Source organism: Acinetobacter calcoaceticus, assembly GCF_016508255.1.
Lineage (GTDB): Bacteria > Pseudomonadota > Gammaproteobacteria > Pseudomonadales > Moraxellaceae > Acinetobacter > Acinetobacter calcoaceticus_E.
Genome location: NZ_JADVKT010000002.1, coordinates 96,264 through 121,326 on the forward strand (window position 1 = coordinate 96,264; position 25,063 = coordinate 121,326).

Here is a 25,063-nt window from a genome sequence, read left to right on the forward strand (position 1 = left end):
CAGAATATTAAATTTTGCAGATTTGCAGAGGTGTTTGATGGACTCAAAAAACACAAAATTGCCAGCATATAGTGAAACACTTCCAATTGAAGGTATGACCTGTGCTTCATGTGTCGGGCGTGTCGAAAAGGCACTCAAAAAAGTTGAAAATGTAGAGATTGCCAATGTTAATTTGGCAACAGAAAAAGCCGTTGTATATTCAAACCAGCCAATTCAGCGCGAAGCACTCGTCAAAGCAGTTGAACGTGCGGGTTATGATGTTCCAAAAGCTGCACCTGTGGAGTTGTCTATTGAAGGCATGACCTGTGCCTCTTGTGTTGCACGTGTTGAAAAAGCCCTTAAAAAAGTGGAAGGCGTTCAAGAGGCAACTGTCAACTTAGCAACAGAGCAGGCTTGGGTTCAAGCAAATCCCTCAGTAAATGTTGAAGACCTCATTCGTGCTGTTAAAAAAGCAGGTTACGATGCAAAAGCCTCTGAAAAAAATCAAGATGAGCAACTCGATAAAAAAGCGTCAGAGTTAGATCAGCTCAAAAGAGATTTGATTATTTCGATTGTATTGGCTTTACCTGTGTTTATTTTGGAAATGGGTTCACATCTCATTCCAGCTTTTCATATGTGGGTCATGCACACGATTGGTCAATACAATAGCTGGCTTTTACAGTTTGTTTTGACAACATTGGTACTCGTTTTCCCTGGTCGCCGTTTTTACCAAAAGGGTATTCCTGCCTTATGGCGTTTAGCACCAGATATGAACTCGTTGGTTGCTGTTGGAACCTTGGCTGCCTATAGCTTCTCGGTCGTGGCAACCTTTATGCCGCAAGTCTTACCGCAAGGCACAGTCAATGTTTACTTTGAAGCGGCTGCTGTAATTGTCAGTTTAATTTTGCTCGGGCGATATTTTGAAGCAAAAGCCAAAGGCCGTACCTCTCAAGCTATTCAACATTTGGTTGGCATGCAACCGAAAACTGCCCGTATTCAGCGTGACGGTCAAGTGGTTGAAGTTGCCGTTGCAGAAGTGGTTAGTGGAAGTATTGTCGAAATTCGTCCGGGTGAACGTGTGCCTGTAGATGGTGAAGTGGTTGAAGGGCATAGCTACATAGATGAATCCATGATTACGGGTGAGCCTGTACCTGTTGAAAAAATAGTGGGGCACCAAGTTGTGGGTGGCACGGTTAATCAGAACGGAACACTAAACATACGGGCAACTGCCGTTGGCGCTTCATCTGTACTCTCACAAATTATCCGAATGGTTGAGCAGGCCCAAGGTTCTAAACTTCCGATTCAGGGTTTGGTCGATAAAGTCACCATGTGGTTTGTACCTGCTGTCATGTTAATTGCGGCAATAACATTCATGGTTTGGTTTATTTTTGGGCCAGAACCTGCGCTTACTTTTGGTTTAGTGAATGCCGTTGCAGTACTAATTATTGCGTGTCCTTGTGCGATGGGACTTGCAACACCAACATCTATTATGGTCGGTACTGGGCGTGGTGCTGAGTTAGGTGTCTTGTTTCGTAAAGGTGAGGCATTGCAGCTTTTACAAGAAGCGCAGGTGGTTGCTGTTGATAAAACGGGAACGCTCACAGAAGGCAAGCCGACATTAACAGACTTTAATGTGCAACAGGGTTTTGAACGTCAGCAAGTGCTTATGTTAGTTGCTTCTGTCGAAGCCAAGTCAGAACACCCAATTGCACTCGCTATTGTTCAAGCCGCACAAGCTGAGGGTCTAAGCTTATTACCAGTAACAGCATTTAACTCGATTACAGGTTCAGGTATTGAAGCTGAAGTATCAGGCCAAAAAGTACAAATTGGCGCAGATCGTTATATGCACCAACTTGGTTTAGACATTAGCTCATTCCAAGCGATTGCAGCCCAATTAGGTGAAGAAGGTAAAACACCGCTGTATGTTGCCATTGATCAACAACTTGCCGCGATTATTGCCGTTGCAGACCCAATTAAAGAAACAACCTATGCTGCGATTGATGCCTTGCATCAGTTAGGTTTAAAAGTTGCCATGATTACGGGCGACAACCGTCATACAGCTCAAGCGATTGCCAAAAAACTTAACATCGATGAGGTTGTGGCAGAGGTTTTACCCGAAGGCAAAGTGGACACAGTTCGCCAACTGCAAAAACAATATGGTCGATTGGCCTTTGTTGGTGATGGCATTAACGATGCGCCGGCCTTGGCACAAGCAGATGTTGGTTTAGCGATTGGTACAGGCACAGATGTCGCGATTGAAGCTGCCGATGTCGTGCTTATGTCAGGTAGTTTAAAAGGCGTACCTAATGCAATTGCGCTAAGTAAAGCCACTATGCGAAACATACGCCAAAACCTATTTTGGGCATTTGTCTATAACATTGCACTTATTCCAATTGCAGCAGGTGCCTTATATCCAGCATTTGGTGTGTTACTTTCACCTATGTTTGCAGCGGGTGCGATGGCGCTTTCTTCGGTCTTTGTTTTAGGGAATGCGCTACGTTTAAAACGCTTTCATGCACCCGTGCAGTAAGCGTGCTGAAAATCATATTTTGGTTTAAGATCAGAAAATCAGGTCTTAAACCAAATTTAATATTTGAGGTGTGAGATGAACATCGGTCAGGCATCTAAGCAGTCTGGTATTTCGGCGAAAATGATTCGCTATTATGAAGAAATTGGTTTACTTGAAGCGGCGCAGCGTTCTGCTTCTGGTTATCGTATTTATTCAGAGACAGATCTTAAAACCTTAAACTTTTTAAAACATGCCAGAGAGTTAGGTTTTTCATCGGAACAAATGAAAGAGCTCATTTCGCTTTGGAAAAATACTGATCGTCATAGTGCCGAGGTTAAGCAATTAACCGTAAAGCATATCGCCGAATTAAAACAAAAAATTGCTCACTTACAAGAAATGGTTTCTATTTTGCAGACTTCGGCCGATGATTGCTGCGGTGATCAACAGGCGGCTTGTGCCATTTTAGATCACATTGAAAAAGGTGTGGGTGTAAGCTAAATCCAATCAAAATAAGAGGATAAATAATGCCTTATACAGCTTCTTGTCTTTGTAATGGTGTTCAATTAGAAGTAAATGCCGAATTAGCTCCCATCATGGTATGCCATTGTAAACAATGTCAAAAAGCACAAGGTGCCGCTTTTGCTGCCATTACCCAAGTACAAAAAAGTGACTTAAATATTGTGCAGGGGGAAAACCTGTTACAGGCTTATTTTGCATCTCCCAATAAAAAGAGAGTGTTTTGCAAAACTTGTGGCTCACCTGTCTGGAGTGAACGTTTAGATAAGCCTGAAGTAGTGCGCTTAAGGGTAGGGCTCATTAATGAAGAAATATCTGCCCAAGTTAGCTCTCATGCTTTTGTCAGTTCAAAAGCGAAGTGGTATCCAATTTGCGATAGTGCTCGCCAATATCAAAATGGGGTAGAAAACCCTTAAATATTAAGGTTGGATCGTATTTTATTCATTTGTAAAAAAACGTGAACAAGACTAGCCATGAATAAATAATGTGCTATAACTGTACTTAAGGTAATCGTAATATCTCCTCGATCCACAGGGAAACTTGGGACAGGGCAAAAGATACGATAAGACCTTACATATAGCTAGCAAAGAGCATTTAAGAGATGGAAAGATACAAATCTTAGATTGCTCACCGTTGCAGAAAAGCCCGTGAAACGGGCTTTTTTAATGCCTGTAAAAAGTTACTTATTAGGTTGTCACTTCATAAATAACGATTTTTTGTCGCGCTACTTTTGTCTGTTGCTTCTTAAGCAAATAAAACTCTGAAGAAATAATAAAATATTTTAAACATACAGACTATTCTGTATTGCAATTTAATTTATTTATAGGTACATTTGGTCAACGGTTTAAAGTTCAAGTGTAATAATGGACTCATGGTCGTTGTGGGAGATCTAAGAGCCTGCATTCTTCCCCAAGATGCGGGTTTTTTTTATGCCTAAAGAAAAGTTATTATTAACCTCTCTTAAATAAAATACAAAACGATAAATTATTAATTTTTAATACCTTAAGTTACTCAGTCCTTTTTTAGAAATTTTCCTACCATATATGGCCTGACTATAAATCAGCTATACAAACTTCCTTATGCGTTACGTGACTATGCACGATAGGCTTGACACGCTTGAGCACAACGTAAACAAGCTTTAGCACAAATTTGGCAGTGCTCATGTTCATGTTTGCTGCATTCTGCTGCACAAAGTTGACATGCATGGGCACATAATGGCATCGCTTGTTCAGCCAGCTCAGAATGTCTTAATTCCAAAGAAGTACATAACTGACAGGTTTCTACACAAGTCAGACAGTGTTTAATACATTCACGCATCATATGTTCTTCTTGCAAACAGGCGGCTGCACAGGTTTTACAAGCAATCATACATTCTACACAGGCTTGAATTGAGGTAGAGGCTTGGCAAAATAATGAATTATTTGCTTCTTGATTGGTTTGCATACGAATTCTCCTATTCCAAAAGTTTTTATTAAAAAATGGAATATTGTTATGTTTTTCTATTTTATAGATCATTTTTCAAACAATGGGCATTTGAGATGAAAGGGGTACAAATACCCAATACATAATTAACCTCGTAGTAGAATGTTACATCCAGTTTTTAACTTAAAAGGGCTTATTTCTTGAGGATAAAAGGTGTCACTAAAATTTAAGGATTGTGTTAAATTTAATTGCATATAATACTTTTGGCTAATTTCTTATTGTGTGAATATTAGGCAAATTAGGAATGTGAACTTTGAAGGACACGAAATGGAAAACGTTAATCAATACGCTCACGGAGCTGAGCATGAAGTCCACATCCATTGCAAACGATCATTAAGCACATTAATACTGAGTATGCTCGTATTAATTACAACTGGTCGTTAAAAGAAAAAGCACCCAAGGGTGCTTTTTCTATATGCCTACTATAATAGGTATGTTTAATAACCTATAAAACCACGGCGTTTTTTATAAGCTTTACGGTCATAAGAAGAAATGTTGGACTTTTGAAGATCAATAGCGAGTTGTTTCTTGCGTTGAAACTGTACTTCACTCAGAAGAGCAGCATAAATTTTAGGACGATCGGTTTTAAATTTCTCTACATCCAGTGGAATTTTATCTTCATTTCTAACAATGTATAGGACAGAACCATTGCCATTAACTTCATAAATCGTCCAACCAAGCCGCACAACATAGAGCCCAGTTGTCTGATTTTTTCCTAAATAAGATTTAAAACCATCTGGATGAGGGCGAACATAAGCATTCATCATGCATCCTCCATCATCTGACATATTTGATGAAAGCGGCGATCAATGAATTGATGGGGAGCAGAGCATCATATTCAGTAAAATCACGATTTCTAATTGCTTATATATTGTTCAATTTTGAAATTTCAAGTAAGGATTAAAGCTATTATTTGTTAAGCTAAAATGTATTAGAAATACCAAAATTTTGACGCTATAACGCTCGATTTTTGAAAAAAATAACCATTAAATTTTATGAGTAGGCATTAAGGATTATGTCTCTTTATTTTATATTTACGTGATAAATTTTGCATATTTAAAATTATTGAAATCGTAAGTGAATTTAAGGTCAGTTTTTGTTAATTATTTGTTTTAAAGATAAAAAAAATGATTTCAATATTTCTTGTTACAACGATTTTATCGACAATAGAGGCTTCTTTTTGACATATTTCGTCTAGCATAATTAAATTGCTTTTGGAACCGTATTAATTTTAAACAAAGTAACTTGGTTAAACCCACGTAATTTACAACGTACGGCTGTATTTATTTTAACTTTTTTGCTATGCCAATCGGCCATTCAGCGATTAGCTCATTTTAAACTTAACCCATTATTTATATTAAAAATTTAATTTTCAGGAGATTTTTATGAAAAGATTAAAAGTAATTATTAAGGACCAGTTTAACCAAGAAACAATTGCTTTGGCAAAAGTTCGGCCTATGAATGACCATGCCCTTGAGCTTCATAAAAGTGTTGAACATATTGAAATTGATGATGATATTATTTTACCTAATATGGATTTACTGTATGAAAACCCTAAAGACGGAAAAATTTATCAATTGGTTGGACCCTTTGGTGAGCAATAGCCTTTAAAGCATGTTTTGAAAATCAAGCCAAACTAACGTAATAGACACAATTAAAATATTGAACATCCAAAATGATTGTGGGACTATGCTTTTGCAAAAATGTGACCTAATCTACATTTTTGCATTTCAGGACTGAGTGGTTTTCACTAAGCCCATTCCTTCAATGAGAAGTAGGAATGGGCTTTTTCTATTGCGCTTTATTCTTTAAATGTCTCATCTAAAGCTTGTTGTACGGCTTCTATACGTGATTTACACGCTTTATAAGCAGTAATCGATTCTTCAACAATTTTCATCAAATTATCAATATCTGGGCTTTCTTGAGATTCTAATAATTCGGCATTTTTTTTCAAAATGTCATGGCCATCCTTAAACGTTAACTTTTCATTTTTCATTTGGAATTACCTGTGTAATGTTGGCTTCAATCACACCATCTTGCATTTCAATGGTAATGGCAGGGTTTGAAATTTGATGGATAGAGTGAATTGCTTTTCCTTCTGATCGAACAATTGCATAGCCTTTGGCTTGAACCTGTTTCGGATTTTGTAAAAGGATTTCTTTCATTAAAGATTCGATCTGGGCTAATGAAAATTTAACTTGTTGCTGTGAACTAAACTGAATACGTTCTTTCATCTGGTCAAGCAGGCGATGTGCTGAATTAAGCTGACCTTGTGCCGAAGATTTAATGTGCTGAAGTAGCTGATCATTCTTGCTTTGATAGCTTGTGATTTGATGCTGTGAAAGTAGCTTAATGGTTTGCAGACTATCTACCACTTCTTGTACGTGTTCTACAATATGGTTGCGAATACCAGCAATCACTTTACTTGGTGTGTCGAATGAACGATGTGCGATTTCATCAAGAATTGTACGGTCTTTTTCATGACCAATACCGACCCAAATGGGTACAGTGCGTTTGCAAAGCAGGGCTGCAAGTTCATAATCGTTCAAATACGCCAAATCATTCACAGATCCACCGCCACGAATAATTACAATCAAGTCTGGTGGAAAGTTGAATGTGCTGGCCCATTGCCTTAAACCTGTACCTAAAGACTCTATCAAGCTAGTTGCGGCTGTATTTCCTTGAAAAGTCGCTGTGTGATACACAAAATGGCAAACCCCATTTCTTTCTAGCGCATCGGCATCTTTTTTAAAGTCGCCGAGGCCCGCAGCATTTTGAGGAGCAATGACTAAAACATTTTGAATATCAAACGGAGTAGGAAGGAGTTTATTTTTATGAATTAAGCCTTCTTGTGTGAGCCGTTCAATAATTTGCAGATAACGTTTAGCAATTTCGCCTAAGGTAAAACTTGAGTCAATCTCTTCAATATTGACTGAAAATCCATATTGAGGATCAAAACGTGCTCGAATTTTTATGAGAACATTGAGGTCACTTGAAATTTCAATACCCGTTTCACGCTCAAACTTCAGAACAATTTTACTTGCCGAAAATTTCCAGATCGTGGCCTTACAACTTGCAATGACCTTATCCGTATCTGCATCTTTTTCTGCAAGTTCTAAATAGTAATGACCGCCTTTAATATTTAAATTTCGAATCTCAGCTTTTACCCAAACTGGTTCATCAAAGGCTAGGCGTATGACTTCCTGAACTGTGCTGAGATATTCACTAAGGGAAAACTGAGGTTCAGACATACGAAATAAAACTTAGAGAATTAAACTAGATAGTATAAAAGCAACCCAGCCAAGGCAATTGTTGTCTATGAATTTAGCGTTCTGTTTAAAATAAATACAACAATTCAAAAGTTTAATCTTAAATTTAGCTTGTTTATCTCAAGCTTGTGAAAAAGATAGAATTAATTAAAAAAGATAAAACTGAGTAATTACAACAGATTAAAAAAAAGAGTTTGCTTTATAAAATATATGGGCGTATAAAGCTTACTTCCAATTGCGGGGTGGAGCAGTCTGGTAGCTCGTCGGGCTCATAACCCGAAGGTCGTTGGTTCAAATCCAACCCCCGCAACCAAAATATTATGCTCTGTGATGTACCACTTTTCATAATGCGAAAATTATGAAAAGCAATTAGCTTATAAATAACCCAATATCAAGCTAAATATTAAATTCTAGACTGACTGTCCATACCTTAAATCTAGCGTTCTAATTAAATACCGTTAAATCACATGAGCTCAGTGATGAGTGAATGATTGTGAATATAGTAAATGAGTGGCTAGTTGCCACAGCCGTAAATGGCAATGAGATTAATGTGAGGATTGTTCCTCACGTGCGTAAGCAAAACTCTCAAGATGGTTATCGTTGGGTCGAAGTTGGTAAGAAAATTCAACTTCAATCTGGTGAAGAAATCGAATTAAATCAAGATGGCAAAAGCTTCTATGCTGGATTTAATCAGCTTTATCGTTTAACTGCGTATTGTTGATGAAAATGTTTGGCGCTAAAGCTAAAAAACCTATCTCCATTGAAAGAGATAGGTTTTTTTATATCTATATGGGATATAAACAATTAAAGTTATAAAAATGCAAAATATCTCAAATCTATAGAATTATTATTTTAATTATATTTATAACTGAGTTAGCCTGCTCGCCAGAATTGACGGCCCATAACCTTAAAGTTCTTTCCATTTTCTTCAGTTACGCGTCGGTCTCTAAATTTTTCATTTAGACTATGCAAAATTAAAGAACCGTCTGCTTCTTTAAAAATTTGCTTAATCATTCCTTCCCCTGCAAAGTAAACCGCATAAATCTCACCATCAATCACTTCAGTCTGAGAGATATCAATACCGACTAAATCCCCATCTTTAATGTAGTCTGTCATGCTATCGCCTTTAGCTTTGATAATACGCATGCATTCTTGAGCAACTCGTTTTTCTTTAAAAAATGAAGCTGGAAAGGGAATTTTTCCATTAATTGCATCGAAGTGAAACTCGATAGACTCACCAGTACCACAAGAAAAGTTAGCCTCTACGACTTCAATCCAGACATATTGATCGGTGGATTCCGCATTCACGACAGTAGCGCTAAATACATCACTTTCTCTAAAAGAATCTTCTGTATTTCCAGTTGTTAACCAATAACCATCTACACCTAAAAATTGGGCAATTAAAGGAAGAAATGCAGATTTCAAATTTTTACCTGACTCTAAAGCCTGATAGGCAGGTTGAGACATCTTTACAGCCTCAGCAACTTCAGCCTGAGTTTTTTTAGCTTTAATTCTAGAGTCTTTTAAACGGTCTTTAAGAGCCATAACGGTTACACCAGCAAACTTATAACAAATATATAACTAAAGTTATATCGAGTAAAACAACTATAGTTATTGACTAATAATAACTATAGTTATAATATCAGTTATATCTTGAGATGGATAGATAAAGTTTAAATAGTGTTTGAGTCTCTATTTATAGGTTTATCAACATGTTGAGATGGAAGCTAAATTTAATTTGTTTCTATAGGAAGCAAATTAAAAGGGAGATAGCTCAATTATTATTTACAGATAGGCTATCAAAACAAAAAATGGAATAAAAAAAGCCCGATTCCGTGGATCAGGCTTAATGTTCGTCGATAAAGGGTATCAAGAACATGAAGAATTTAACAAAGATTGTGAGCTGCAACAAAAGTTTCCGATATACGGCAAAGCCTTATTTGAACTGTTTTGGCAAAAAATTAAAGTTCGAAAACAGCTTAAATTTAATACTTTTTTACAATTTTAAAAAAGGAAATATCTATTTTAAATTAATGATTTAAATGCATACAGTTTCGTTCTTTGTATTTGTTGTACTAGATGAAACGTTTCGAACACACATTTGTAGTCATAGCTTAGCTATATTGCTCAAAGTAGTGTACGAAACTTCAAGAATAACAAACGATAAAGATGCCTTACTAAACGAGTAAATTGAGTTGGAGATAGTGAATGACTACAGCAATGCAGAACAGAGCTAAACAACTTAAAAATGCAAAACGTGGAGGGTATGTCCCAACAATTGCAAAAGATATAAACAAATATAAGGTACAAAAAATAAAAAGGGCGCTTGAAGAGGCAAAGCAAATTGCAAGTGAGCTTGAAGATGAAGCATTCGAATTCGATGATCAAGTCTCTATGCAAAAAGCGATAGGTGCAATCACCGTAATTGAGTTGATTGAACAAGCCTTAAACAGTGCACACTAACCAGCTTTAGCACACAAACATTCTTTCTGAGGCCCTGAAATTAAGGGCCAAGGGTAAGTTCGTCTTGCAATTTAGCGCCGCTTTAAAGCGTTAGTGTTTTTTATTGACTGTAATAAAGAAAACTAAGGGTATTTATACAACCTGAAAAACAACAAGCTGGTGATGTTGATGAATTTTCAAGTTTTACCCTTTAAAGCAGGACAAGATTATGAAAGCAATTCCAACGAGTGGATTAGCCACCTTTTTAAATTTTTATAGCATTGCAATTATGGTGGCTTTAGCAGTCAGCTTAGTTGTCGCAGTCGTGTTAATGATGCGTTTCCCTCGCTCTCCACAAGAATGGATTGTTGGGTTGATATGTACAGTAGTTTCAAGCTTAACAGGCGGCTCATTTATTATTATGAAATGGAATTTACAAGAATGGGTACAAGATATTTGGGGAATGATCACACTATGTGGATTCTTCTTTATTTGCGGTTTGCCGGGTTGGGCTATTGTGAGATGGATATTTAACTTCATCAATAAACAAGAAGGTAAAACGATTGTGGAAGTCATGAAAGACTTAAAAAAAGCGAAAGATGATCTGCAGAATAGCTAAAAACAGTTCAAATCATATGGGTAAAATAAAATGAATATCGACCAGTACTTAGAAACAATCATAGACAGAGAAGGTGGATATGTTAACCATCCATCAGACCATGGGCATGCTACCAAGTTTGGCATTACAGAAGCAGTCGCTCGATCACAAGGCTATCAAGGTGATATGCGAGATTTACCATTAGCCGTGGCCAAATCTATTTATAAGCAACAATATTGGTTTGAACCCCAATTTGACCAGATCAATGAGATTAGCTCTGCTATTGCAGAAGAGTTATTTGATACGGCTGTTAATTGTGGTGTCAATTTTGCAAAACTCATATTACAACGCGCTTTAAATCTGCTGAATAAGGAGGGAAAAGAAGGCTGGCCAAATCTTGCGTTAGATGGTCAGTATGGACCTCTCACTTTTCAAGCTCTTACGACGTATTTGAACAAGCGGCATAAAGAAGGAGAAATGGTATTAGTACGTGTTTTAAATATTATGCAAGGGCAGCACTATATCGAAATTACAGAGAAGAACCCAAATTATGAAGCCTTCTTTTATGGTTGGATTTTAAATAGGGTGTCGTTATAAAAATTATAATTAGATAAAAATATGCTGAATAATCGCAATGCTTTAAAAGTCTAAACATGAGTTAAGGCTTTTAAAGCATAATTCTTAAATTAATGAGTTATTGTGCGATGAGTAAAATTGCAAGAAGAAAGAAAATAGCGCCACTGATTTTATTGAGTATAGAAAAATTATTTCCAGCCAACATCTTTTCTTTAAAAATTGAAGAGAAATTTGCATAGACCAAATGAATTAAAAAGCCAATAAAACAAAAGGTTAAAGATAGAATTAAAAACTGATTTAAAATTTCTTTCTTTATATCAATAAATTGAGGGAAAAGAGCAATAAAAAATACGATTGTTTTAGGGTTAAGCAAAGATGCGAGGAGGCCTTGATAAAAGAGTTTCGATTTACTTACATTTTTATCACCTTGCTGATCAGTGATTAAATCTTGTGATGGCGTTTTTTTACTGAAGTTTTTATATCCTAGATACATTAAATAAAATGCACCAATAAATTTTAAAACCGTAAATATAGTAGGGTTGCTCGTAATAATAAGACCTACACCACTCGCGGAAATTACAGCAATTACAAACATACCAATAATTAAGCCGCTAATACCGAATAAAGCGGTTCTAACACCATAATTGATTGAATTTGTGACAGTAAATAAAACACCGGGGCCGGGGCTTAAGAGGGTAAGGAATGCAATTGTTATAAAAACTAAAAGACCGCTCACGCTGATATATCCTATTTATCAATTGAGGCAAGATTATGTGTTTACTTTAAATGAGAAAATAATTTATGTATACAGAAGGTTATGTATATTTATAAGTGAATAGATTAAATAGTAAAATTTGAAAATCCCTAAATAAAATAGGTATTTATATAAACAGATAAGGGATATAAAAATTTTGAAGGGGAAAGCAACATAAACATACAACCCCACTAAATGGGCATGCTACTATGCTAAGTCTATACCTCTCGAAATATACAACATGACGAAAAAAGAACGGCAGTTTAAATCTGGCGAATTTCGATTTTCCTTTTTATCGTTTAAATATTGGGGGCTATGGGTTTTAGCTTTTATCTTGATGTTATTCGCAATGTTACCTTGGGCTATTCAATGGCGTCTCGCAGATTTTCTTTCAAAAATAGCATGGAAATCTTTAGGTTCAAGAAGAAAAACAACACTACGTAATTTAGAAGCATGCTTTCCTGAAAAAACACCTATGCAAATTGAAGTGAAAGCTAAACAGGTTTTTGTGGATACTATAACTGGGGTATTTGAAGCATTAAATGCTTGGTACAGCCCAAACTGGTTTAAAAGCCGTGTTCATATAGATGGGCTAGAGAATTTAACTAATAATCAGGAAAATGGCGTACTTTTATTAGGGACTCATAGTACGCTTTTAGATGCAGGTGGAGCGGCTTGTACCTTATTTTTTAATATGGATGTGGTTTACCGACCACAAAACAATCCCTTTTTAGATTTTCTGATTCATCGTAGTCGTGCAAGAGTGTATAAAAACCAGATTGCTCGAGACAACATGCGTGGGCTTATCCAAAACCTCAAACATGGTCATGCAATATGGTATAGCCCAGATCAGGATTTTGGTTTAAAACAAGGCGTAATGGCATCATTTTTTGGTATACAAGCGGCGACTGTGACAGCTCACCGCAGACTGATGGATATATCAAAAGCAGCGGCAGTCCCTTTGTACTTTTACAGAAGTGGCAATATCAGAAATCCTCAATATCATGTGCTCGTAGAACCTAAATTAGAGAATTTTCCGAGTGGGTGCGAAGTGAGTGATGCTGAACGAGTAAATAAAATTATTGAGAATCAAATTCGTATTGCCCCTACACAATACATGTGGTTCCATCGACGTTTTAAGACACGTCCTGCTGGTGAACAGAAATTTTATTGATGGGCTTATGAGAAGTAGCAAAGTTACTTCTCTCAATTGCAATGAAACAGAATTTGAAATGAAAGAAATTCTAGTGAAATTAATATGAAATAGGGATGTCTAGGCGCGTAGAAGCTTTCTTGTTTGAATTATTTTGAATATCGATTGCAAATGCTTTTGAAATGTGTATTATCGAGAGTAACTAACAAAATATTCTTGTCATTATAACTTTATATTTGCACAGTTTGATTTATAATCCTTCGGTTTTTTCAGATATTTAAGTTCTGACGTCTATTTTTTAGTTAAATTGGTTTCACCAATAATAAGTTATAATATTTTAAGAGTTAGGATATAAGATATGTCTACTACAACTGGTACAGTAAAATGGTTCAATGAAACTAAAGGTTTTGGTTTTATTGTGACTGATGAAGGTAAAGATATTTTTGCTCATTTTACTGATATTCAAACACAAGGTTTTAAAGTTCTATTGGAAGGTCAACGTGTTGAGTTTACGATAGTACAGGGTAAAAAAGGCCCTCAAGCTTCAAATATTGTGATTCTTCAAAATTCATAATTAAATAAAATGCATGAATATTTTAAATAAATTATATTTAAAAAGTATAGCATTTTAGCAGAGTTGAAAAAGCCCACTTTATATTTGTGGGTTTTTTATAAATGTTAATTTAGAATATGTTTAAAATGAAGGGGTTGTGTAGAAAACAATCTATTAAAATTACTTTTTACTTTCTATGTTATAATATAATTCACTAAGTTTTTGGTATTAAAATGGATATTTGTATTGGTGGTATTTTTGACGGTCAAAAAATAGAAAACGATAAAAATTATTTCAAAGTGGAAGATCACTATTCTGATAACCATTCGGAATATAATAAGCAACACTTTCATTTATTTGGAAAAATTTATACTTTTTGGGTTTGCAATGAGATAGCTTTAGAGCAAGCTACAAGAAAAGCGGAGCGAATCTTAAATAAAAAAGCAGAAACCAATTAGCTGTTTTTTTAATGAGTAGATATGAATTGTGGGTGTTTGACCCTCACTCTTATTCGATTGATACAAAGTATGAGTAGTTGCTTCATGGAAAAGTAGCATATTTTATGCCTCTACTTTTGTTTAGAAAATCTAATAATTTTATACTTATTATTAAATACTAAAGGTTATGTACAATTTTATAATACTAATTACATGTCTTTTACAATTTGCGTGTGGAATATACTAAATATAGTAATAGATTAGGTTTAAGCTAAAGTTGTTTTATTTATTGCGCAAATAAAACATAACCCACTTAAATACAAGTTATTTGAGTGGGTTCTTTATTCAAGACGGTTATACATTCTTTCAATGTTCATAATTAAAGTATAGATAATATTTATTGTTATAATCTGCTTCAAGAAAGGAAAACATTTTTAATGTTAAATGCAGTACAACCTAATATTTGTTTTGTTGGTAGTAGTACCTTGGCGTTAGCCTTAATTGGAGGCTTAGTTTTAAAAGGATTTAAAAAAGAAAAAATACATCTGATGGAAGAGAAAAAAATTAACGATGAAAATATGTTAAAGCAAAAGGAAAATATTTTAAAAAAAGCAGATATTGTTATTTTATTACTGGAGCCTAAAAACCTAAAAGAAACGCTTGAACCATTCAAAAAGCACTTAGCACGTAAAGTCATTGTTTCTATGATGGCTGGGATTGATATTGTAAAACTGACAACGATTACTGGTTCAAAAAAAGTTGTTCGGGTAATTTCAAATCCTCCCGTACTCACTCATGTCGGCACTCATGTTCTTATTGCTTCTGACCAGATGGACCAGATCGATAAAGACCTGATTGAAACGCTATACTCTGCAACAGGACAGACTTTCTGGGCAGTTTCCGAAACACAAACTGACGCAATTATTGCTTTATCTGGCTCTGGGCCAGCTTACTTTTTTTATATTTTAGATAGCATGATTAAGACGGGAGTCTCATTAGGTCTAGACAAGCAATTAGCCTTAGATCTTGCACTTCAAGCTGCTACGGGTGCAGTTGAAATGATTCGCAAAACCAATGTTTCGCCTGCAGATTTATGTGGAAAGGTGACTTTGGCAAATGGAATTACCGAATCAGCGCTACGAATGTTTGATTTAGGAAATGTATCTGATGATATACGTTTAGCAATGAAGGCCGCATATCACCGTAGTAGAGAAATTACTTCAGAAATTATTTCTGAGGTTGGTTAACTCTTCTTTAGTAAACTAGTTCTTTAAAAAGTATTCCCAAATAATGAAACCTAAGCCAAACCCAATAAAAGAGTAGAGAGTAATAATAAAGAATACAAAACTGGCCTTATTTTTTTTCTTCAAAATGTTCATGGCGATGCCTCCAATTCAGATTAATTTTATTATGCAGAAGCGGAGGCTGTAATCATAGATACAGAGTTTTTCAAAAAAAATATAACAGAGTAGCTAAAGGCTATTATTGATTTTTTAAAACAATAACTATTTTAATCAATGGATTAGATCTAAATTTTAGTCTTTACAATTAACAACGCCTATTCAATTAACATCAAATCGGCTGTATTGGCAGATTTAAGCGGGCGCAGGGCAAAGGTTGAGCGTGTGTGTCGAATGCCTTTAATTGAATAGAGTTTTTTTCGTAAAAAGCGTTCGTAATGTTCAGCATCTTTTACAGCTACTTTAACCAAATAATCATATTCGCCTGTAACTAGATGAGCTTCTACGACTTCGGGTATGTCTGCTAATGCTTCGCTGAAATTTTCCAGCATTTCATCATCATGGCGCTCTAAAGTAATTTCTATAAAGAATACCTCATGAATGCCAATCGCTTTAGGGTTTACGTTTACCGTATAGCCTTCAATAATTCTTAAGGTTTCCAGTCGCTTGAGTCGTGTCCAACACGGAGAAGATGAAAGACCTACTTCTTCAGCCAATTGAGCAACGGTTAATCGGCCATTACCTCGTAAGGCAGATAAAATTTTCCGATCTATACGGTCTAATGTGTATTCTGTTCTGTTCAAAATATAAACCAAAGAAGAATCTTCTGATAAAATTAAATATACTTCATTTTTATGCTGACATCATTTAAAAAAACCAAAAAATACAGGAAACATTTTGAGCTAAAGCTAAATACACTATTTCTATGCATCCAACCTTCTGGATAAAGGTTTGGTGGAGCAAAGAGCACTGTTTCAGTAAGGGTGACTAAACAGTGCTCTTTGCGGATTTTTTATAAGTTCTTAAATCTATTTTTATTCATTGTCATTGTGTATTAAAATAAATTAAATAATAACTTTATTTTATAAATAATAGAAAAACTAATCATTATTTTTTATCTAACTTTTCCTTTATGGTGATTTCATTGCAAAGAAGGAAGCAAGGTTATGATCACCCAGCACGATATAAACCAAAAACAATATCAAAATAAATCTCTCGACTATTTGAATAGCCAAGCTCATTCTGAAGGAATTGAATTTAATAAATTTATTAATGAAATTCAGAAATATGAAAAGGCGGTAGTCCTAGATTTAGGCTGTGGTGGTGGTCATGTCTCTTATAATGTTGCTCCCCATGCTGATCTCGTCTTTGCTTATGATTTATCTCATGAAATGTTAGACACGGTGTCTAAGGCTGCTAGCCAGCGCAAATTAAAAAACATTTTTGTGCAGCAGGGCATTGCCGAAGATATGCCTTTTAGCGATCATCAGTTTGATGTAGTGATTAGCCGATATTCTGCTCACCATTGGCAGCATGTTCCGACCGCCATGAAGGAAGTAAGCCGCGTTCTTAAGCCTGATGGTATTGTTATTTTCGTAGATATTATTAGTTCCAGCTCGCCTATATTAGATACGTTTTTACAGACGATCGAAACGATTCGAGACCCGAGTCATGTACGAAATTATAGTGTGAAAGAATGGGTTTATTTCATCGAAGATGCGGGCTTTGACTTGGTTGGTCTAGATAAGCAAATGCTTAATTTAGATTTTGATAGTTGGGTACAGCGTATGAAAACACCTGAAGACCAAATCAAAACTTTACGTTATTTGCAGGAAGGTTCATCTGACCTCGTTAAGAAATATTTCAAAATTCAAAATGATGGTAGTTTTGAAAGCCATGTCGGCTATTTTGTCTTTAAGAAATTAGGGTTTTAACGTGCTAATGAGTAAGGGTTTTAGTAGATAAGAAATAAATCAAATATCACTAGAACTCTTTTTTGAATCGCTTGGATTATATTAAAGAAGATGAGAAAACAAATTTAATATCAGTTATTTGATAAAACTTAATCACACAATTTTTTTAAGGTGATTAAGTATTCAAAAGAGAAGAGGATTTATTTAATTTCCTTTTTATTAATAGACACTTGTAAACAATTATTATTTAATACGCCCGCAACATTGCCACTAATACTTTTAATAATTTTATCGGGGAAATAATGCGTAATATTTTAGTAACAGCTTTCACTTTATTGGTAGCAACATCAGTTTATGCGGGTCAAGAGTCCAAAACTTATATACAGCGATCAACTTGCGAGAGAACAGTACAACTACATGGTTATTTAAGCCGTGCTCAACTTGATTGTAACTATCACTATACTTCACAAGAGTTAGTTCATGAATCTGACAAATGTACTAAACATGAACTAGGTGATAAATACGGTAGAGAAGTTATGCGATTAGGTATGGACCAATTTGAAGCACGCAAGAGAGGAGATGCGAAAGGCCAATTATGTAGTAAGGTTTTAAAAGAGTTTCCAAACTATATTAGAAAATAAAATAAGATTTTAAAAACCTCTTGTAGCAAGCCGATAAGATGGATTTAATTATTCATTTTATCGGTGTATCATGGCATATAACCTATCATTTAAATCATAAAATACACCTCAAGAAACCGCTTAATATAAAAAATGATCTAATTGGGGATCTATCATAGCGGAGTATATTTTTAAGTTTTACTCATGTAAAAAAGCTGGGAAATTTCCCCCAGCTATCACTATATTTATGGATTACTCATTAAAGAAACCGTCTGGCAATCCCGCTTCTGGAATAACACCTAATTCAACAAGTGCAATCGAATTCTCTTGAACTATTTTCTTTAATTCGTCTGTCTCATCTGCCCAATTTTCATCAAACACAAGAATAGTGCCTTTGTTGTATTGGTTATCTACATCCACCTTTTTATAGAGGTGTGGTAAATAGTCTGCGGTGATGCTGACAGGCACATAGCAAATAGCAGTCGTTTCGGCTTTATGGGGAAATACGTTGATATCGCCAAAGAAATAAGTATTTAGGGAAACATAATTATAATGAGCGTACTTTAGTAAAACTTGAAATAACTGAATCATTTGCTCAGTATTAAAAACCTTTTTAAATATCATCATCAAGTCAAACGAATCATATCTTAGACTCGCAAATTGCCTACTTTCTTCTAACCCATTCCATAGTGAAAAACTTTCAAAATGATCTGAATCTCTAAGATTAAAAAGATACTTATGAGCTTTTTCTGTGGGAAAAGGATAATCTAGGGGAGCCTCAGTAGTATCTTCATCAGCGTTATTTACATACCAGTTGGCAAAAATCGGATCAATTACCGAAATTTCTTTAATCATCAGCTTTAAAGTTTCTAATTGAGCCGTAATTTCATTTTCAGTTGATCCAAGTCTTTTTGAAGTGTGAGTACTAAGAAAAAAATCTCTCATTTTGAAATCCTATTGTCATAAAGGCATAAAATTGTTGAGATGAGTGAAATTTGCTCATCTCATTTAGCTAATTCTTTGTTATTATTTTTCTATAAAAACAGGGGCACGCTTTGTACCCCAAGTATCACTATATTTATGAGTTATTCATTTAAGAAGCCGTGCGGTAGTTCAGTTTCAGGAATAACACCTAGCTCAATAAGCGCAATAGAGTTTTCTTGAATTATTTTTTTTAACTCGTCTGTCTCATCCGACCAGTTTTCATCAAACACCAGAATAGTGCCTTTGTTATATTCGTTATCTACTTCGATCTTTTTATAAAGATGGGGTAAATAGTTGTCATCAATTTTGGTCGGTACATAGCAAATTGCAGTAGTCACTAATCTATGAGGATAAATATTTATACGGCCACAGAAGAAGGTATTAAGATATACGTAGTCGTAAGTTGGAAATTTTAAAATAACTTCAAAAAGTCTAATCATTTGATTGGTGTTTAAATTTTTTTGAAAATCAAGGATTAAACCAACTCTACTAAATGAAATTCCTGCAAAGTTTTCTTCTTCTATTGAACCATTCCAGAGTAAAAAGATTTCATTAATATCATTTTTTCTAAGGTCAAATAGATAATTTCGTGCTTTTTCTGTAGGTATCGGATAATCGTATGGAGGCTTAGAACCAACAGGATTATTGATATACCATTTCTCAAAAATAGGATCAATTGTAGAAAGTTCAGAAACTATTTCAAACAGTTTATCTATTTGCTCTCTTATTGCAGTTTCAGAGCTGCTAAGAACTTTTGAAATACGAGTACTTAAAAAAAACTGAGTCATTTTAGAATCCTATTGTTATAAAGGCATATAAATTGTTTGAATCAAATGACCAGTCATTGAGTCAAAAAATAATTTGGTTTCTTGCTCGTAAAAATACCATGACAATTTCGCAGATTTAAACGTATCTTTTACGGCTTTTTGACTAAGTGCTTCTGCTTGCATCTTTTTAAAAATTTCCCTTTTCATGAATATAGGTTTTCCCTCTAAAAATTGAGCATATCGTCCTTTTGCCTCAACCAAAATACATTCCATAGGCCATAAACCATCAAATGAAACACCAGAGACATTCCACTCTTGAATTTGGGTCGTGGGCGTGGGCTTTTTATTCCCTGTTTTTAAAAAGGGTGGTGAGGCTTTAAAGGTCAAAGGATAGCTCGATAAATTGGCGATCTTGAGCTGATATTGGGTATTAACTTCATTGCCCATCGTGCGTTCTAATTGATGTTTATTGCCTAACTGATAAGGCTCGCATTTATTACAGCGTTGTTGTTTGGTTATGTCTTTGCTGACTTCTTTGGCTAACACAATGGTCGCCATGCCTTTAGCTGCTTCGGTCGCAATGACTCTGCCACCTTGCACGCCAATGACTTCACCCGCAGCAGGAGCGGCAACTCTTGCGCCAGCGGTGGCGAGTCCACGTAACACGATTCCCAACATGTTAGCTATCCTTCTTCAATTCGTAATATTCCAATGTCGATAACAGGTCTTTGCCGCGAATATTTGAGCCATAAATAAAATCTTGGATTTTAGGGTCTTTCAGCACGTCTTTTCTCATAATCGTATTCCACACGATGAGCTGACAAATGACTTCGTTGTCTGTCAAAAGTAGGGATACCAACAAATCAAAGCTTGCATAAATGTCTGTTTTTAGCTGCTCATAATTGACCTGATAGGTGCTAAAAGACGTTTCATGTTCCAACAGATAGTTATAAATTTTTTCGCACAGGTCTTGTCTGTCTTGGACTTTTTCTAAACTTTCTATTTGCTTTGGGTCTAACTTAATCATGGTTGTTTAGCTCATAGCTTTTTTGGTTAAGCGCAAAATAAATAGACTCAAAACCATCTAACAGTTGTTGTTTTTGCTTTGGGGTAAAAATAAGGGTTAGGCGGTTTAATACACGCGGGTCGTAGTATCGAAGTATGCCTATCCCACCGTCCTCAAGATCTATATAGAGCTTTTCCAAAAGCTTATTTTTCAATTGTTTGATATCTAAAGTGCTCTTAATCAAGATCATAGAATCTTTCGATTTCATGAGCTGAATGTGGTTTTCAATGTGTTCTTGGTTTAGTTGCTTTAGCTCAAACAAAATTGGGCCGTAAGTGTAGGCTTCTTCTTCATAAGTGCCTTTAAATAAATAGATGCAATCGCCATAGCTCTGTTCAATACTTGATAACTGGTCGTGGTCGAGTTGTGCGCCGTCAACCAGTAAAAACAGTGGCCCATTTGCGTGATGATTTACGATTAAGTTTTCTAAATTAGGTTGTTCAAAACTCATCTTCTTACAATCCCTGCACCTTCTTTTGCGGCTTTCATGAGGCATTCAACACAAATGGGTTGGGGGAGTGCATGGTTGAGCATTTTTACTTGTGCGCCAGACTTGAAAAGGTGCTGACCAGCTTTGACTTCAAATTTTGAAGGCGTAATAACGGTAATACCGTTTTGATTGATAATAATTTGGGAACCACCAGCCATGATTTACCTAATATTTTATTAAAAAGATTTAAAATTAATTTATAATAAAAAATATTATATTATCTAATTATATTTTATTCTACAAAATTATGACTTTTATTGTTGCGATACAACTAAACGATAGCATTATCGTTGCTTCTGATAATAAGAAAGTAACCATTAATCAAGATGGCGAGTTAAATTTTTCTAATGAAAGTATTTCTAAAATGTTCGCGTGGGAAAAGGGAATAATTACAGGGACAGGTGAATATATTGTGATAAGTCGGGCAGTTCATCTCTTTAATAATAGTAAAGAGATGACATCTCAATATTTATCGGAGTGCTTGGAAATTTCAAGACGTCTTAGGGAATATGAAATAGGTCAAGATTATTTTCAAGTGGCTTATACTAAACTGATTTATTCGACTTATACCGAAAATGGGGCACAGCTTTATCGAGTTGAAAATTTTGAGTCTAATTATAACTATCAGGTAAGCAAAGCTGAACCTATGGATATAACAATCTGGTTGTTTAATCCAACTGTTGAAACCATCGCTGTTAATTTAAAAGCATTATATGATGATTTAAAGGATAGAGCATATTTTAAAAATAATACAGAATGGATAAGTTACTATATTGAACGAATTGCCCCAATTTTTAAAAAGAAAAGTCAGCAAGATTGGTTAATGAGTCAAAGCTTTGATATATTTTTTCAAAGTAAAGATGGCTTTATTTATGATCAAATACCCAACATATAGATTGTTAAGTATTTATTTACGGTCTGATTTTTTTTACAATTAATAAATGTAGTTTATTGACAGTCGTTTAACCAATCATTATTCTTCACATGCTGGCCACATTGCCAGGCAGTCTTGACGGACTGTTAAACTCAGTCATCAGAGGTAATCCTTTCTGAGGATCTGCTTCGGATGTACCACTCGTTCCCTCCCGTAGCGGTAGGACGGGAGAGGGACACCCTCGGGTGTGCTGGTTCTGAGTTACTGGTCCGTCAACCCTCTTCCGTTCTGCCACCATAATTTATCATCTTGGCAGAATCCAATTGTGAGTATTGGAGGTTGTCATGTTCTTAAAAATTCGTTTATTGGTCGCCTTGACCAAAATACCTATACCAATCGGCCCATTATTTTCTTTAAAATTTTAATCTTTTAAGGGTTTTAATTTTTTAGATTATTACGTTTAAAAATTATATTTAATATTTATTTTCGAGATATATTTATTCATATCATCTTAAAGGTTTTTTTGCGCCTTTATTTTTATTCTCCCGATATGGTTTATAAAATTTATCTTGATTGTTTAAAATAAGAAATGATTGGAATAATAATTTATGCTTAATTTAAAAATGGGTGGTAAAGCAAAAAAATTGCTTGAAACTTCGAGCTTGTTGTTTAGTCAGCATGGTTTTTCTAATGTTGGTGTTGATACTATCGTTAGAGAATCAAAAATAGCTAAAATGACGTTGTATCAATATTTTGAATCTAAAGAAAAATTGGTTGAAATATGTTTGGTTTTACATAAAAACCAATTAATAGAAAAAGTTGAGCTTATTATAGATCAGACAGAATATATGAGTTTATTTGATAAACTTAAGAATATTTTTTATTTTCATGTCGATTTGGAAAGTCCATATTGTTTAATTTTTAAAGCAATCATAGAAATTAAGTTGGCTTATCCTGTGGCTTATGAGATTGTGAAAAAATATAGAACATGGCTCATAAATACGATATATCAACTTATATCTGAACATAAAAAATCGGTGACTTATCAAGAAGCACACATGTTTTTGTTTATTATAGATGGTGCGATGACTCAGTTATTAAGTCCTAATCATATTGATGATAGAGAAAGCCTGTTCGATTATTATCTATTGACTGTTTTTACACTCTATAAGAAAGCTTAAATATTCAATAAATGAAAAAGCCCCTTAATAATCGGGGCTTTATTTGCTGATTCTTAACTTAATGTTGCGGGCTTCGCAGAGGGTGCCATTTGCTCAAAATATTGAACGGCAGGTGAGCGAGCCATATACGCCAAAGCTTGCTCAGTATCGCCTTCATGAAGCGGGTTGAATTTTGGAGAAACCCATCGTAAGGTCGCTTTCCACAAATACTTAATGGTCGGAAGGTTGTCTGACTGTGTTGCCGTTTTTTCAAATTCACGGATGAAATTAAAGAAACCACGGCGCATCAATTTTTGAATGTCTTCGTGCTCTAAATCTTGTTTGCCTAGGCTACGAGCAAAATCGGCTAGGAAAAAAATGAACAGTGGGAAAATAGCCGCCATAATGACTTGGCGCGACACATAAAAACCCAATTTGTTTGTTAATAGATGCTCAAATAAGTCGTAGGCAACACAGCGGTGTTCAACTTCTTCGGCAAGGTGCCAACGGAACAGATCAGCCATGGCAGGGTCGGCTTTGTCCCAAGACTTACTATCGAGTGTCCACTGTCCAATGGTTCCCGTAAAGTGTTCAATTGCAGCAATGACACCTACTCGAAACAGTAACCAATATTCTTCAAGTTTTTTACCTTTTACAAGCGGCAGACCAAAGGGTTTATCGCCCAATAAAATATTAAAAACAAAATGGGCACGGTTGAGCGGGTCTTGAATGTCGTAGCCATTTTCACGTAGAAAATCTTGAGCTTTTTCATGAGCACGTGCATGCGCTGCTTCTTGACGAACAAATCCGATCACTTCTTGTTTTAATGTTTCATCGGTAATGAAGGGAAGCGTTTTGTTAAATACGCGGCAAAACCAAAACTCGCCAGCAGGCAAAAGCATGTTAATCCCATTGGCTACATGCGAGCATAGTGGATCATTTGGCATCCAACATACAGATGACTCGGTAAAATCAAAATGTACCTTTCTCGCTTTAAGCTGATGATTCCCTGTGATCATATACGTCACCCTATTCATAATTGTTTATTTAATGCGAATGGGTCATTTTTAGCATTGAGTAAAGTTAATCACCATGTGCATAAAGGACAAAAATGTCCTTTGAATGGTTTGTTCAGATAAAAAGCGATCTAAGTTAAAGCTTTTCAGGCTTCACTCAATAAAAAAGGCTCCTTCGTTAAAAGGAGCCTTTGTCTTTATATTTTAAGTTTTAAATGACTTAAGCTTATTGATTTATTTTTATAAGCTGAAACACTTTATTATAAAGTTCACAGCGAGTAATTCACCGTGCCGAGAAGCTAGATCGCTTGCCACTGATCTTTCACTTCTTCTGAGTTTTTATTGAGTATGACTTGGTTTTCTTTCACTTCCCCAATCCACGCAGTAGGAATAAGGTGATGTTGGCCACTTTCATCTCGAGTCAACTTTAATTGATTTTCACCATCCAGATGGTCGACTGTTCCTACTTTAGTACCACATGAAGCAATAACATCAGCGTGTTTCTTAATATCATTAATATTTAAAGTATTCATTTTGGACCTCTTCTTTACAAATAGAAAAACGGTAGAAACTAAGTTACTTGAAATAATGGGCTAAATGTTGGGTTTTTAATAATCCTTACATGATCGGTTTATAAGTTCACTTAATAAGTGCATTTGAATAA

At 35.2% G+C, this 25,063-nt stretch carries 32 protein-coding genes, 1 tRNA gene and 1 pseudogene; 18 read left to right on the forward strand and 16 right to left on the reverse strand.

What is annotated here, in order from left to right; translation table 11 throughout:
• Positions 1-37: 37 nt before the first annotated feature.
• The 3 genes from I5515_RS04385 to I5515_RS04395 all read left to right on the forward strand — a co-directional run bounded on the left by I5515_RS04385 (position 38) and on the right by I5515_RS04395 (position 3,420).
• The gene (locus I5515_RS04385; protein ID WP_199964937.1) at positions 38-2,509 is read left to right on the forward strand and encodes a heavy metal translocating P-type ATPase; all 2,472 of its coding nucleotides are present in this window, start codon (positions 38-40) and stop codon (positions 2,507-2,509) included.
• 75 nt (positions 2,510-2,584) lie between these two features.
• Positions 2,585-2,986 (forward strand): Cu(I)-responsive transcriptional regulator, encoded by a 402-nt coding sequence (cueR, locus tag I5515_RS04390; protein WP_199964938.1) that lies wholly within the window; start codon positions 2,585-2,587, stop codon positions 2,984-2,986.
• 26 nt (positions 2,987-3,012) lie between these two features.
• Complete coding sequence (locus I5515_RS04395; RefSeq protein ID WP_199964939.1) at positions 3,013-3,420, forward strand: GFA family protein; 408 nt, start codon at positions 3,013-3,015, stop codon at positions 3,418-3,420.
• A gap of 676 nt (positions 3,421-4,096) precedes the next feature.
• Here the strand turns inward: I5515_RS04395 and I5515_RS04400 are convergent.
• Entirely contained in the window at positions 4,097-4,447 is a 351-nt protein-coding gene (locus I5515_RS04400; protein WP_092707927.1) for a four-helix bundle copper-binding protein, read from the reverse strand.
• A gap of 476 nt (positions 4,448-4,923) precedes the next feature.
• Complete coding sequence (locus I5515_RS04405; protein WP_199964940.1) at positions 4,924-5,253, reverse strand: hypothetical protein; 330 nt, start codon at positions 5,251-5,253, stop codon at positions 4,924-4,926.
• Positions 5,254-5,693: 440 nt separating this feature from the next.
• Here I5515_RS04405 and I5515_RS04410 point away from each other — a divergent pair.
• Positions 5,694-5,824: pseudogene (locus I5515_RS04410) on the forward strand (LysE family translocator); the annotation flags it as partial.
• A 47-nt stretch (positions 5,825-5,871) separates the two neighbouring features.
• Positions 5,872-6,090 (forward strand): hypothetical protein, encoded by a 219-nt coding sequence (locus I5515_RS04415; protein ID WP_199964941.1) that lies wholly within the window; start codon positions 5,872-5,874, stop codon positions 6,088-6,090.
• Positions 6,091-6,287: 197 nt separating this feature from the next.
• Here the strand turns inward: I5515_RS04415 and xseB are convergent, their stop codons facing one another.
• A complete protein-coding gene (xseB, locus tag I5515_RS04420; RefSeq protein ID WP_199964942.1) occupies positions 6,288-6,482 on the reverse strand; it encodes an exodeoxyribonuclease VII small subunit in 195 nt (64 codons plus the stop codon).
• On the reverse strand, positions 6,472-7,737 hold the full coding sequence (gene xseA / locus I5515_RS04425; protein ID WP_199964943.1) for an exodeoxyribonuclease VII large subunit: 1,266 nt from the start codon (positions 7,735-7,737) through the stop codon (positions 6,472-6,474). The genes xseB and xseA overlap by 11 nt, the downstream gene beginning before the upstream one ends.
• Before the next feature lie 254 nt (positions 7,738-7,991).
• Here xseA and I5515_RS04430 point away from each other — a divergent pair.
• Together I5515_RS04430 and I5515_RS04435 are read left to right on the forward strand one after the other, a co-directional pair.
• Positions 7,992-8,068, forward strand: a tRNA-Met gene (locus tag I5515_RS04430).
• Between the two features lie 174 nt (positions 8,069-8,242).
• Positions 8,243-8,476 carry a transposase gene (locus tag I5515_RS04435; RefSeq protein ID WP_199964944.1) on the forward strand — a complete coding sequence of 78 codons (234 nt, stop codon included), beginning with the start codon at positions 8,243-8,245 and terminating at the stop codon, positions 8,474-8,476.
• Between the two features lie 152 nt (positions 8,477-8,628).
• Here the strand turns inward: I5515_RS04435 and I5515_RS04440 are convergent, their stop codons facing one another.
• Complete coding sequence (locus I5515_RS04440; RefSeq protein ID WP_199964945.1) at positions 8,629-9,300, reverse strand: XRE family transcriptional regulator; 672 nt, start codon at positions 9,298-9,300, stop codon at positions 8,629-8,631.
• A 663-nt stretch (positions 9,301-9,963) separates the two neighbouring features.
• On the opposite strand from I5515_RS04440, the gene I5515_RS04445 reads away from it, so the two are divergent.
• The 3 genes from I5515_RS04445 (at position 9,964) to I5515_RS04455 (ending at position 11,392) form a co-directional block, all read left to right on the forward strand.
• Entirely contained in the window at positions 9,964-10,218 is a 255-nt protein-coding gene (locus I5515_RS04445; RefSeq protein ID WP_042897964.1) for a hypothetical protein, read from the forward strand.
• 208 nt (positions 10,219-10,426) lie between these two features.
• A complete protein-coding gene (locus I5515_RS04450) occupies positions 10,427-10,816 on the forward strand; it encodes a hypothetical protein (RefSeq protein ID WP_199964946.1) in 390 nt (129 codons plus the stop codon).
• Positions 10,817-10,846: 30 nt separating this feature from the next.
• The gene (locus I5515_RS04455) at positions 10,847-11,392 is read left to right on the forward strand and encodes a glycoside hydrolase family 108 protein (RefSeq protein WP_199964947.1); all 546 of its coding nucleotides are present in this window, start codon (positions 10,847-10,849) and stop codon (positions 11,390-11,392) included.
• Between the two features lie 97 nt (positions 11,393-11,489).
• On the opposite strand, the gene I5515_RS04460 is transcribed toward I5515_RS04455, so the two are convergent.
• Entirely contained in the window at positions 11,490-12,107 is a 618-nt protein-coding gene (locus I5515_RS04460) for a LysE family translocator (protein WP_199964948.1), read from the reverse strand.
• 259 nt (positions 12,108-12,366) lie between these two features.
• Between I5515_RS04460 and I5515_RS04465 the strand changes: the two genes are divergently transcribed.
• From I5515_RS04465 to I5515_RS04480, 4 genes are all read left to right on the forward strand, one after another.
• Complete coding sequence (locus I5515_RS04465) at positions 12,367-13,299, forward strand: lauroyl acyltransferase (protein WP_199964949.1); 933 nt, start codon at positions 12,367-12,369, stop codon at positions 13,297-13,299.
• Positions 13,300-13,636: 337 nt separating this feature from the next.
• Positions 13,637-13,852 carry a cold-shock protein gene (locus tag I5515_RS04470; protein WP_009389031.1) on the forward strand — a complete coding sequence of 72 codons (216 nt, stop codon included), beginning with the start codon at positions 13,637-13,639 and terminating at the stop codon, positions 13,850-13,852.
• 212 nt (positions 13,853-14,064) lie between these two features.
• Complete coding sequence (locus I5515_RS04475; RefSeq protein WP_199964950.1) at positions 14,065-14,289, forward strand: hypothetical protein; 225 nt, start codon at positions 14,065-14,067, stop codon at positions 14,287-14,289.
• Between the two features lie 416 nt (positions 14,290-14,705).
• Positions 14,706-15,515 carry a pyrroline-5-carboxylate reductase family protein gene (locus I5515_RS04480; RefSeq protein WP_199964951.1) on the forward strand — a complete coding sequence of 270 codons (810 nt, stop codon included), beginning with the start codon at positions 14,706-14,708 and terminating at the stop codon, positions 15,513-15,515.
• 15 nt (positions 15,516-15,530) lie between these two features.
• Here I5515_RS04480 and I5515_RS04485 read toward each other — a convergent pair whose 3' ends face one another.
• Both I5515_RS04485 and I5515_RS04490 read right to left on the reverse strand, forming a co-directional pair.
• Positions 15,531-15,647, reverse strand: coding sequence for a hypothetical protein (locus I5515_RS04485; RefSeq protein ID WP_199964952.1), 117 nt, complete (start codon positions 15,645-15,647; stop codon positions 15,531-15,533).
• Positions 15,648-15,826: 179 nt separating this feature from the next.
• A complete protein-coding gene (locus I5515_RS04490; protein WP_199964953.1) occupies positions 15,827-16,312 on the reverse strand; it encodes an Lrp/AsnC family transcriptional regulator in 486 nt (161 codons plus the stop codon).
• A gap of 363 nt (positions 16,313-16,675) precedes the next feature.
• On the opposite strand from I5515_RS04490, the gene I5515_RS04495 reads away from it, so the two are divergent.
• Both I5515_RS04495 and I5515_RS04500 read left to right on the forward strand, forming a co-directional pair.
• The gene (locus tag I5515_RS04495) at positions 16,676-17,443 is read left to right on the forward strand and encodes a class I SAM-dependent methyltransferase (protein ID WP_199964954.1); all 768 of its coding nucleotides are present in this window, start codon (positions 16,676-16,678) and stop codon (positions 17,441-17,443) included.
• A gap of 281 nt (positions 17,444-17,724) precedes the next feature.
• Positions 17,725-18,063 carry a hypothetical protein gene (locus I5515_RS04500; RefSeq protein WP_199964955.1) on the forward strand — a complete coding sequence of 113 codons (339 nt, stop codon included), beginning with the start codon at positions 17,725-17,727 and terminating at the stop codon, positions 18,061-18,063.
• Positions 18,064-18,294: 231 nt separating this feature from the next.
• On the opposite strand, the gene I5515_RS04505 is transcribed toward I5515_RS04500, so the two are convergent.
• The 6 genes from I5515_RS04505 to I5515_RS04530 all read right to left on the reverse strand — a co-directional run bounded on the left by I5515_RS04505 (position 18,295) and on the right by I5515_RS04530 (position 21,507).
• Entirely contained in the window at positions 18,295-18,987 is a 693-nt protein-coding gene (locus I5515_RS04505; RefSeq protein WP_199964956.1) for a hypothetical protein, read from the reverse strand.
• Between the two features lie 140 nt (positions 18,988-19,127).
• Positions 19,128-19,814 (reverse strand): hypothetical protein, encoded by a 687-nt coding sequence (locus I5515_RS04510; protein WP_199964957.1) that lies wholly within the window; start codon positions 19,812-19,814, stop codon positions 19,128-19,130.
• A gap of 15 nt (positions 19,815-19,829) precedes the next feature.
• Entirely contained in the window at positions 19,830-20,471 is a 642-nt protein-coding gene (locus I5515_RS04515) for a Tox-REase-5 domain-containing protein (RefSeq protein WP_199964958.1), read from the reverse strand.
• 1 nt (position 20,472) lies between these two features.
• Positions 20,473-20,820 (reverse strand): hypothetical protein, encoded by a 348-nt coding sequence (locus I5515_RS04520; RefSeq protein WP_199964959.1) that lies wholly within the window; start codon positions 20,818-20,820, stop codon positions 20,473-20,475.
• Positions 20,813-21,310: a DUF4123 domain-containing protein gene (locus tag I5515_RS04525; protein ID WP_199964960.1), complete on the reverse strand. Its 498-nt coding sequence runs from the start codon at positions 21,308-21,310 to the stop codon at positions 20,813-20,815. The genes I5515_RS04520 and I5515_RS04525 overlap by 8 nt, the downstream gene beginning before the upstream one ends.
• A complete protein-coding gene (locus I5515_RS04530) occupies positions 21,307-21,507 on the reverse strand; it encodes a hypothetical protein (RefSeq protein WP_199964961.1) in 201 nt (66 codons plus the stop codon). Before I5515_RS04530 ends, I5515_RS04525 begins: the two co-directional genes overlap by 4 nt.
• 89 nt (positions 21,508-21,596) lie before the next feature.
• Here I5515_RS04530 and I5515_RS04535 point away from each other — a divergent pair, with 89 nt between their 5' ends.
• Together I5515_RS04535 and I5515_RS04540 are read left to right on the forward strand one after the other, a co-directional pair.
• The gene (locus I5515_RS04535; RefSeq protein ID WP_199964962.1) at positions 21,597-22,244 is read left to right on the forward strand and encodes a hypothetical protein; all 648 of its coding nucleotides are present in this window, start codon (positions 21,597-21,599) and stop codon (positions 22,242-22,244) included.
• A gap of 587 nt (positions 22,245-22,831) precedes the next feature.
• The gene (locus tag I5515_RS04540; RefSeq protein WP_199964963.1) at positions 22,832-23,404 is read left to right on the forward strand and encodes a TetR/AcrR family transcriptional regulator; all 573 of its coding nucleotides are present in this window, start codon (positions 22,832-22,834) and stop codon (positions 23,402-23,404) included.
• A 53-nt stretch (positions 23,405-23,457) separates the two neighbouring features.
• Here I5515_RS04540 and I5515_RS04545 read toward each other — a convergent pair whose 3' ends face one another.
• Together I5515_RS04545 and I5515_RS04555 are read right to left on the reverse strand one after the other, a co-directional pair.
• Positions 23,458-24,402 carry a metal-dependent hydrolase gene (locus tag I5515_RS04545; protein ID WP_199964964.1) on the reverse strand — a complete coding sequence of 315 codons (945 nt, stop codon included), beginning with the start codon at positions 24,400-24,402 and terminating at the stop codon, positions 23,458-23,460.
• Positions 24,403-24,698: 296 nt separating this feature from the next.
• The gene (locus I5515_RS04555) at positions 24,699-24,932 is read right to left on the reverse strand and encodes a DUF2171 domain-containing protein (RefSeq protein WP_199964966.1); all 234 of its coding nucleotides are present in this window, start codon (positions 24,930-24,932) and stop codon (positions 24,699-24,701) included.
• Positions 24,933-25,063 lie beyond the last annotated feature (131 nt).

Bases quoted from the DNA above. Each gene is read 5' to 3' on its own strand.
- I5515_RS04385 (WP_199964937.1), top strand. From the start codon at position 38: ATGGACTCAAAAAACACAAAATTGCCAGCATATAGTGAAACACTTCCA.
- cueR (WP_199964938.1), top strand. From the start codon at position 2,585: ATGAACATCGGTCAGGCATCTAAGCAGTCTGGTATTTCGGCGAAAATG.
- I5515_RS04395 (WP_199964939.1), top strand. From the start codon at position 3,013: ATGCCTTATACAGCTTCTTGTCTTTGTAATGGTGTTCAATTAGAAGTA.
- I5515_RS04400 (WP_092707927.1), bottom strand. From the start codon at position 4,447: ATGCAAACCAATCAAGAAGCAAATAATTCATTATTTTGCCAAGCCTCT.
- I5515_RS04405 (WP_199964940.1), bottom strand. From the start codon at position 5,253: ATGATGAATGCTTATGTTCGCCCTCATCCAGATGGTTTTAAATCTTAT.
- I5515_RS04415 (WP_199964941.1), top strand. From the start codon at position 5,872: ATGAAAAGATTAAAAGTAATTATTAAGGACCAGTTTAACCAAGAAACA.
- xseB (WP_199964942.1), bottom strand. From the start codon at position 6,482: ATGAAAAATGAAAAGTTAACGTTTAAGGATGGCCATGACATTTTGAAA.
- xseA (WP_199964943.1), bottom strand. From the start codon at position 7,737: ATGTCTGAACCTCAGTTTTCCCTTAGTGAATATCTCAGCACAGTTCAG.
- I5515_RS04435 (WP_199964944.1), top strand. From the start codon at position 8,243: ATGATTGTGAATATAGTAAATGAGTGGCTAGTTGCCACAGCCGTAAAT.
- I5515_RS04440 (WP_199964945.1), bottom strand. From the start codon at position 9,300: ATGGCTCTTAAAGACCGTTTAAAAGACTCTAGAATTAAAGCTAAAAAA.
- I5515_RS04445 (WP_042897964.1), top strand. From the start codon at position 9,964: ATGACTACAGCAATGCAGAACAGAGCTAAACAACTTAAAAATGCAAAA.
- I5515_RS04450 (WP_199964946.1), top strand. From the start codon at position 10,427: ATGAAAGCAATTCCAACGAGTGGATTAGCCACCTTTTTAAATTTTTAT.
- I5515_RS04455 (WP_199964947.1), top strand. From the start codon at position 10,847: ATGAATATCGACCAGTACTTAGAAACAATCATAGACAGAGAAGGTGGA.
- I5515_RS04465 (WP_199964949.1), top strand. From the start codon at position 12,367: ATGACGAAAAAAGAACGGCAGTTTAAATCTGGCGAATTTCGATTTTCC.
- I5515_RS04470 (WP_009389031.1), top strand. From the start codon at position 13,637: ATGTCTACTACAACTGGTACAGTAAAATGGTTCAATGAAACTAAAGGT.
- I5515_RS04475 (WP_199964950.1), top strand. From the start codon at position 14,065: ATGGATATTTGTATTGGTGGTATTTTTGACGGTCAAAAAATAGAAAAC.
- I5515_RS04480 (WP_199964951.1), top strand. From the start codon at position 14,706: ATGTTAAATGCAGTACAACCTAATATTTGTTTTGTTGGTAGTAGTACC.
- I5515_RS04485 (WP_199964952.1), bottom strand. From the start codon at position 15,647: ATGAACATTTTGAAGAAAAAAAATAAGGCCAGTTTTGTATTCTTTATT.
- I5515_RS04495 (WP_199964954.1), top strand. From the start codon at position 16,676: ATGATCACCCAGCACGATATAAACCAAAAACAATATCAAAATAAATCT.
- I5515_RS04500 (WP_199964955.1), top strand. From the start codon at position 17,725: ATGCGTAATATTTTAGTAACAGCTTTCACTTTATTGGTAGCAACATCA.
- I5515_RS04505 (WP_199964956.1), bottom strand. From the start codon at position 18,987: ATGAGAGATTTTTTTCTTAGTACTCACACTTCAAAAAGACTTGGATCA.
- I5515_RS04510 (WP_199964957.1), bottom strand. From the start codon at position 19,814: ATGACTCAGTTTTTTTTAAGTACTCGTATTTCAAAAGTTCTTAGCAGC.
- I5515_RS04515 (WP_199964958.1), bottom strand. From the start codon at position 20,471: ATGTTGGGAATCGTGTTACGTGGACTCGCCACCGCTGGCGCAAGAGTT.
- I5515_RS04520 (WP_199964959.1), bottom strand. From the start codon at position 20,820: ATGATTAAGTTAGACCCAAAGCAAATAGAAAGTTTAGAAAAAGTCCAA.
- I5515_RS04525 (WP_199964960.1), bottom strand. From the start codon at position 21,310: ATGAGTTTTGAACAACCTAATTTAGAAAACTTAATCGTAAATCATCAC.
- I5515_RS04530 (WP_199964961.1), bottom strand. From the start codon at position 21,507: ATGGCTGGTGGTTCCCAAATTATTATCAATCAAAACGGTATTACCGTT.
- I5515_RS04535 (WP_199964962.1), top strand. From the start codon at position 21,597: ATGACTTTTATTGTTGCGATACAACTAAACGATAGCATTATCGTTGCT.
- I5515_RS04540 (WP_199964963.1), top strand. From the start codon at position 22,832: ATGCTTAATTTAAAAATGGGTGGTAAAGCAAAAAAATTGCTTGAAACT.
- I5515_RS04545 (WP_199964964.1), bottom strand. From the start codon at position 24,402: ATGATCACAGGGAATCATCAGCTTAAAGCGAGAAAGGTACATTTTGAT.
- I5515_RS04555 (WP_199964966.1), bottom strand. From the start codon at position 24,932: ATGAATACTTTAAATATTAATGATATTAAGAAACACGCTGATGTTATT.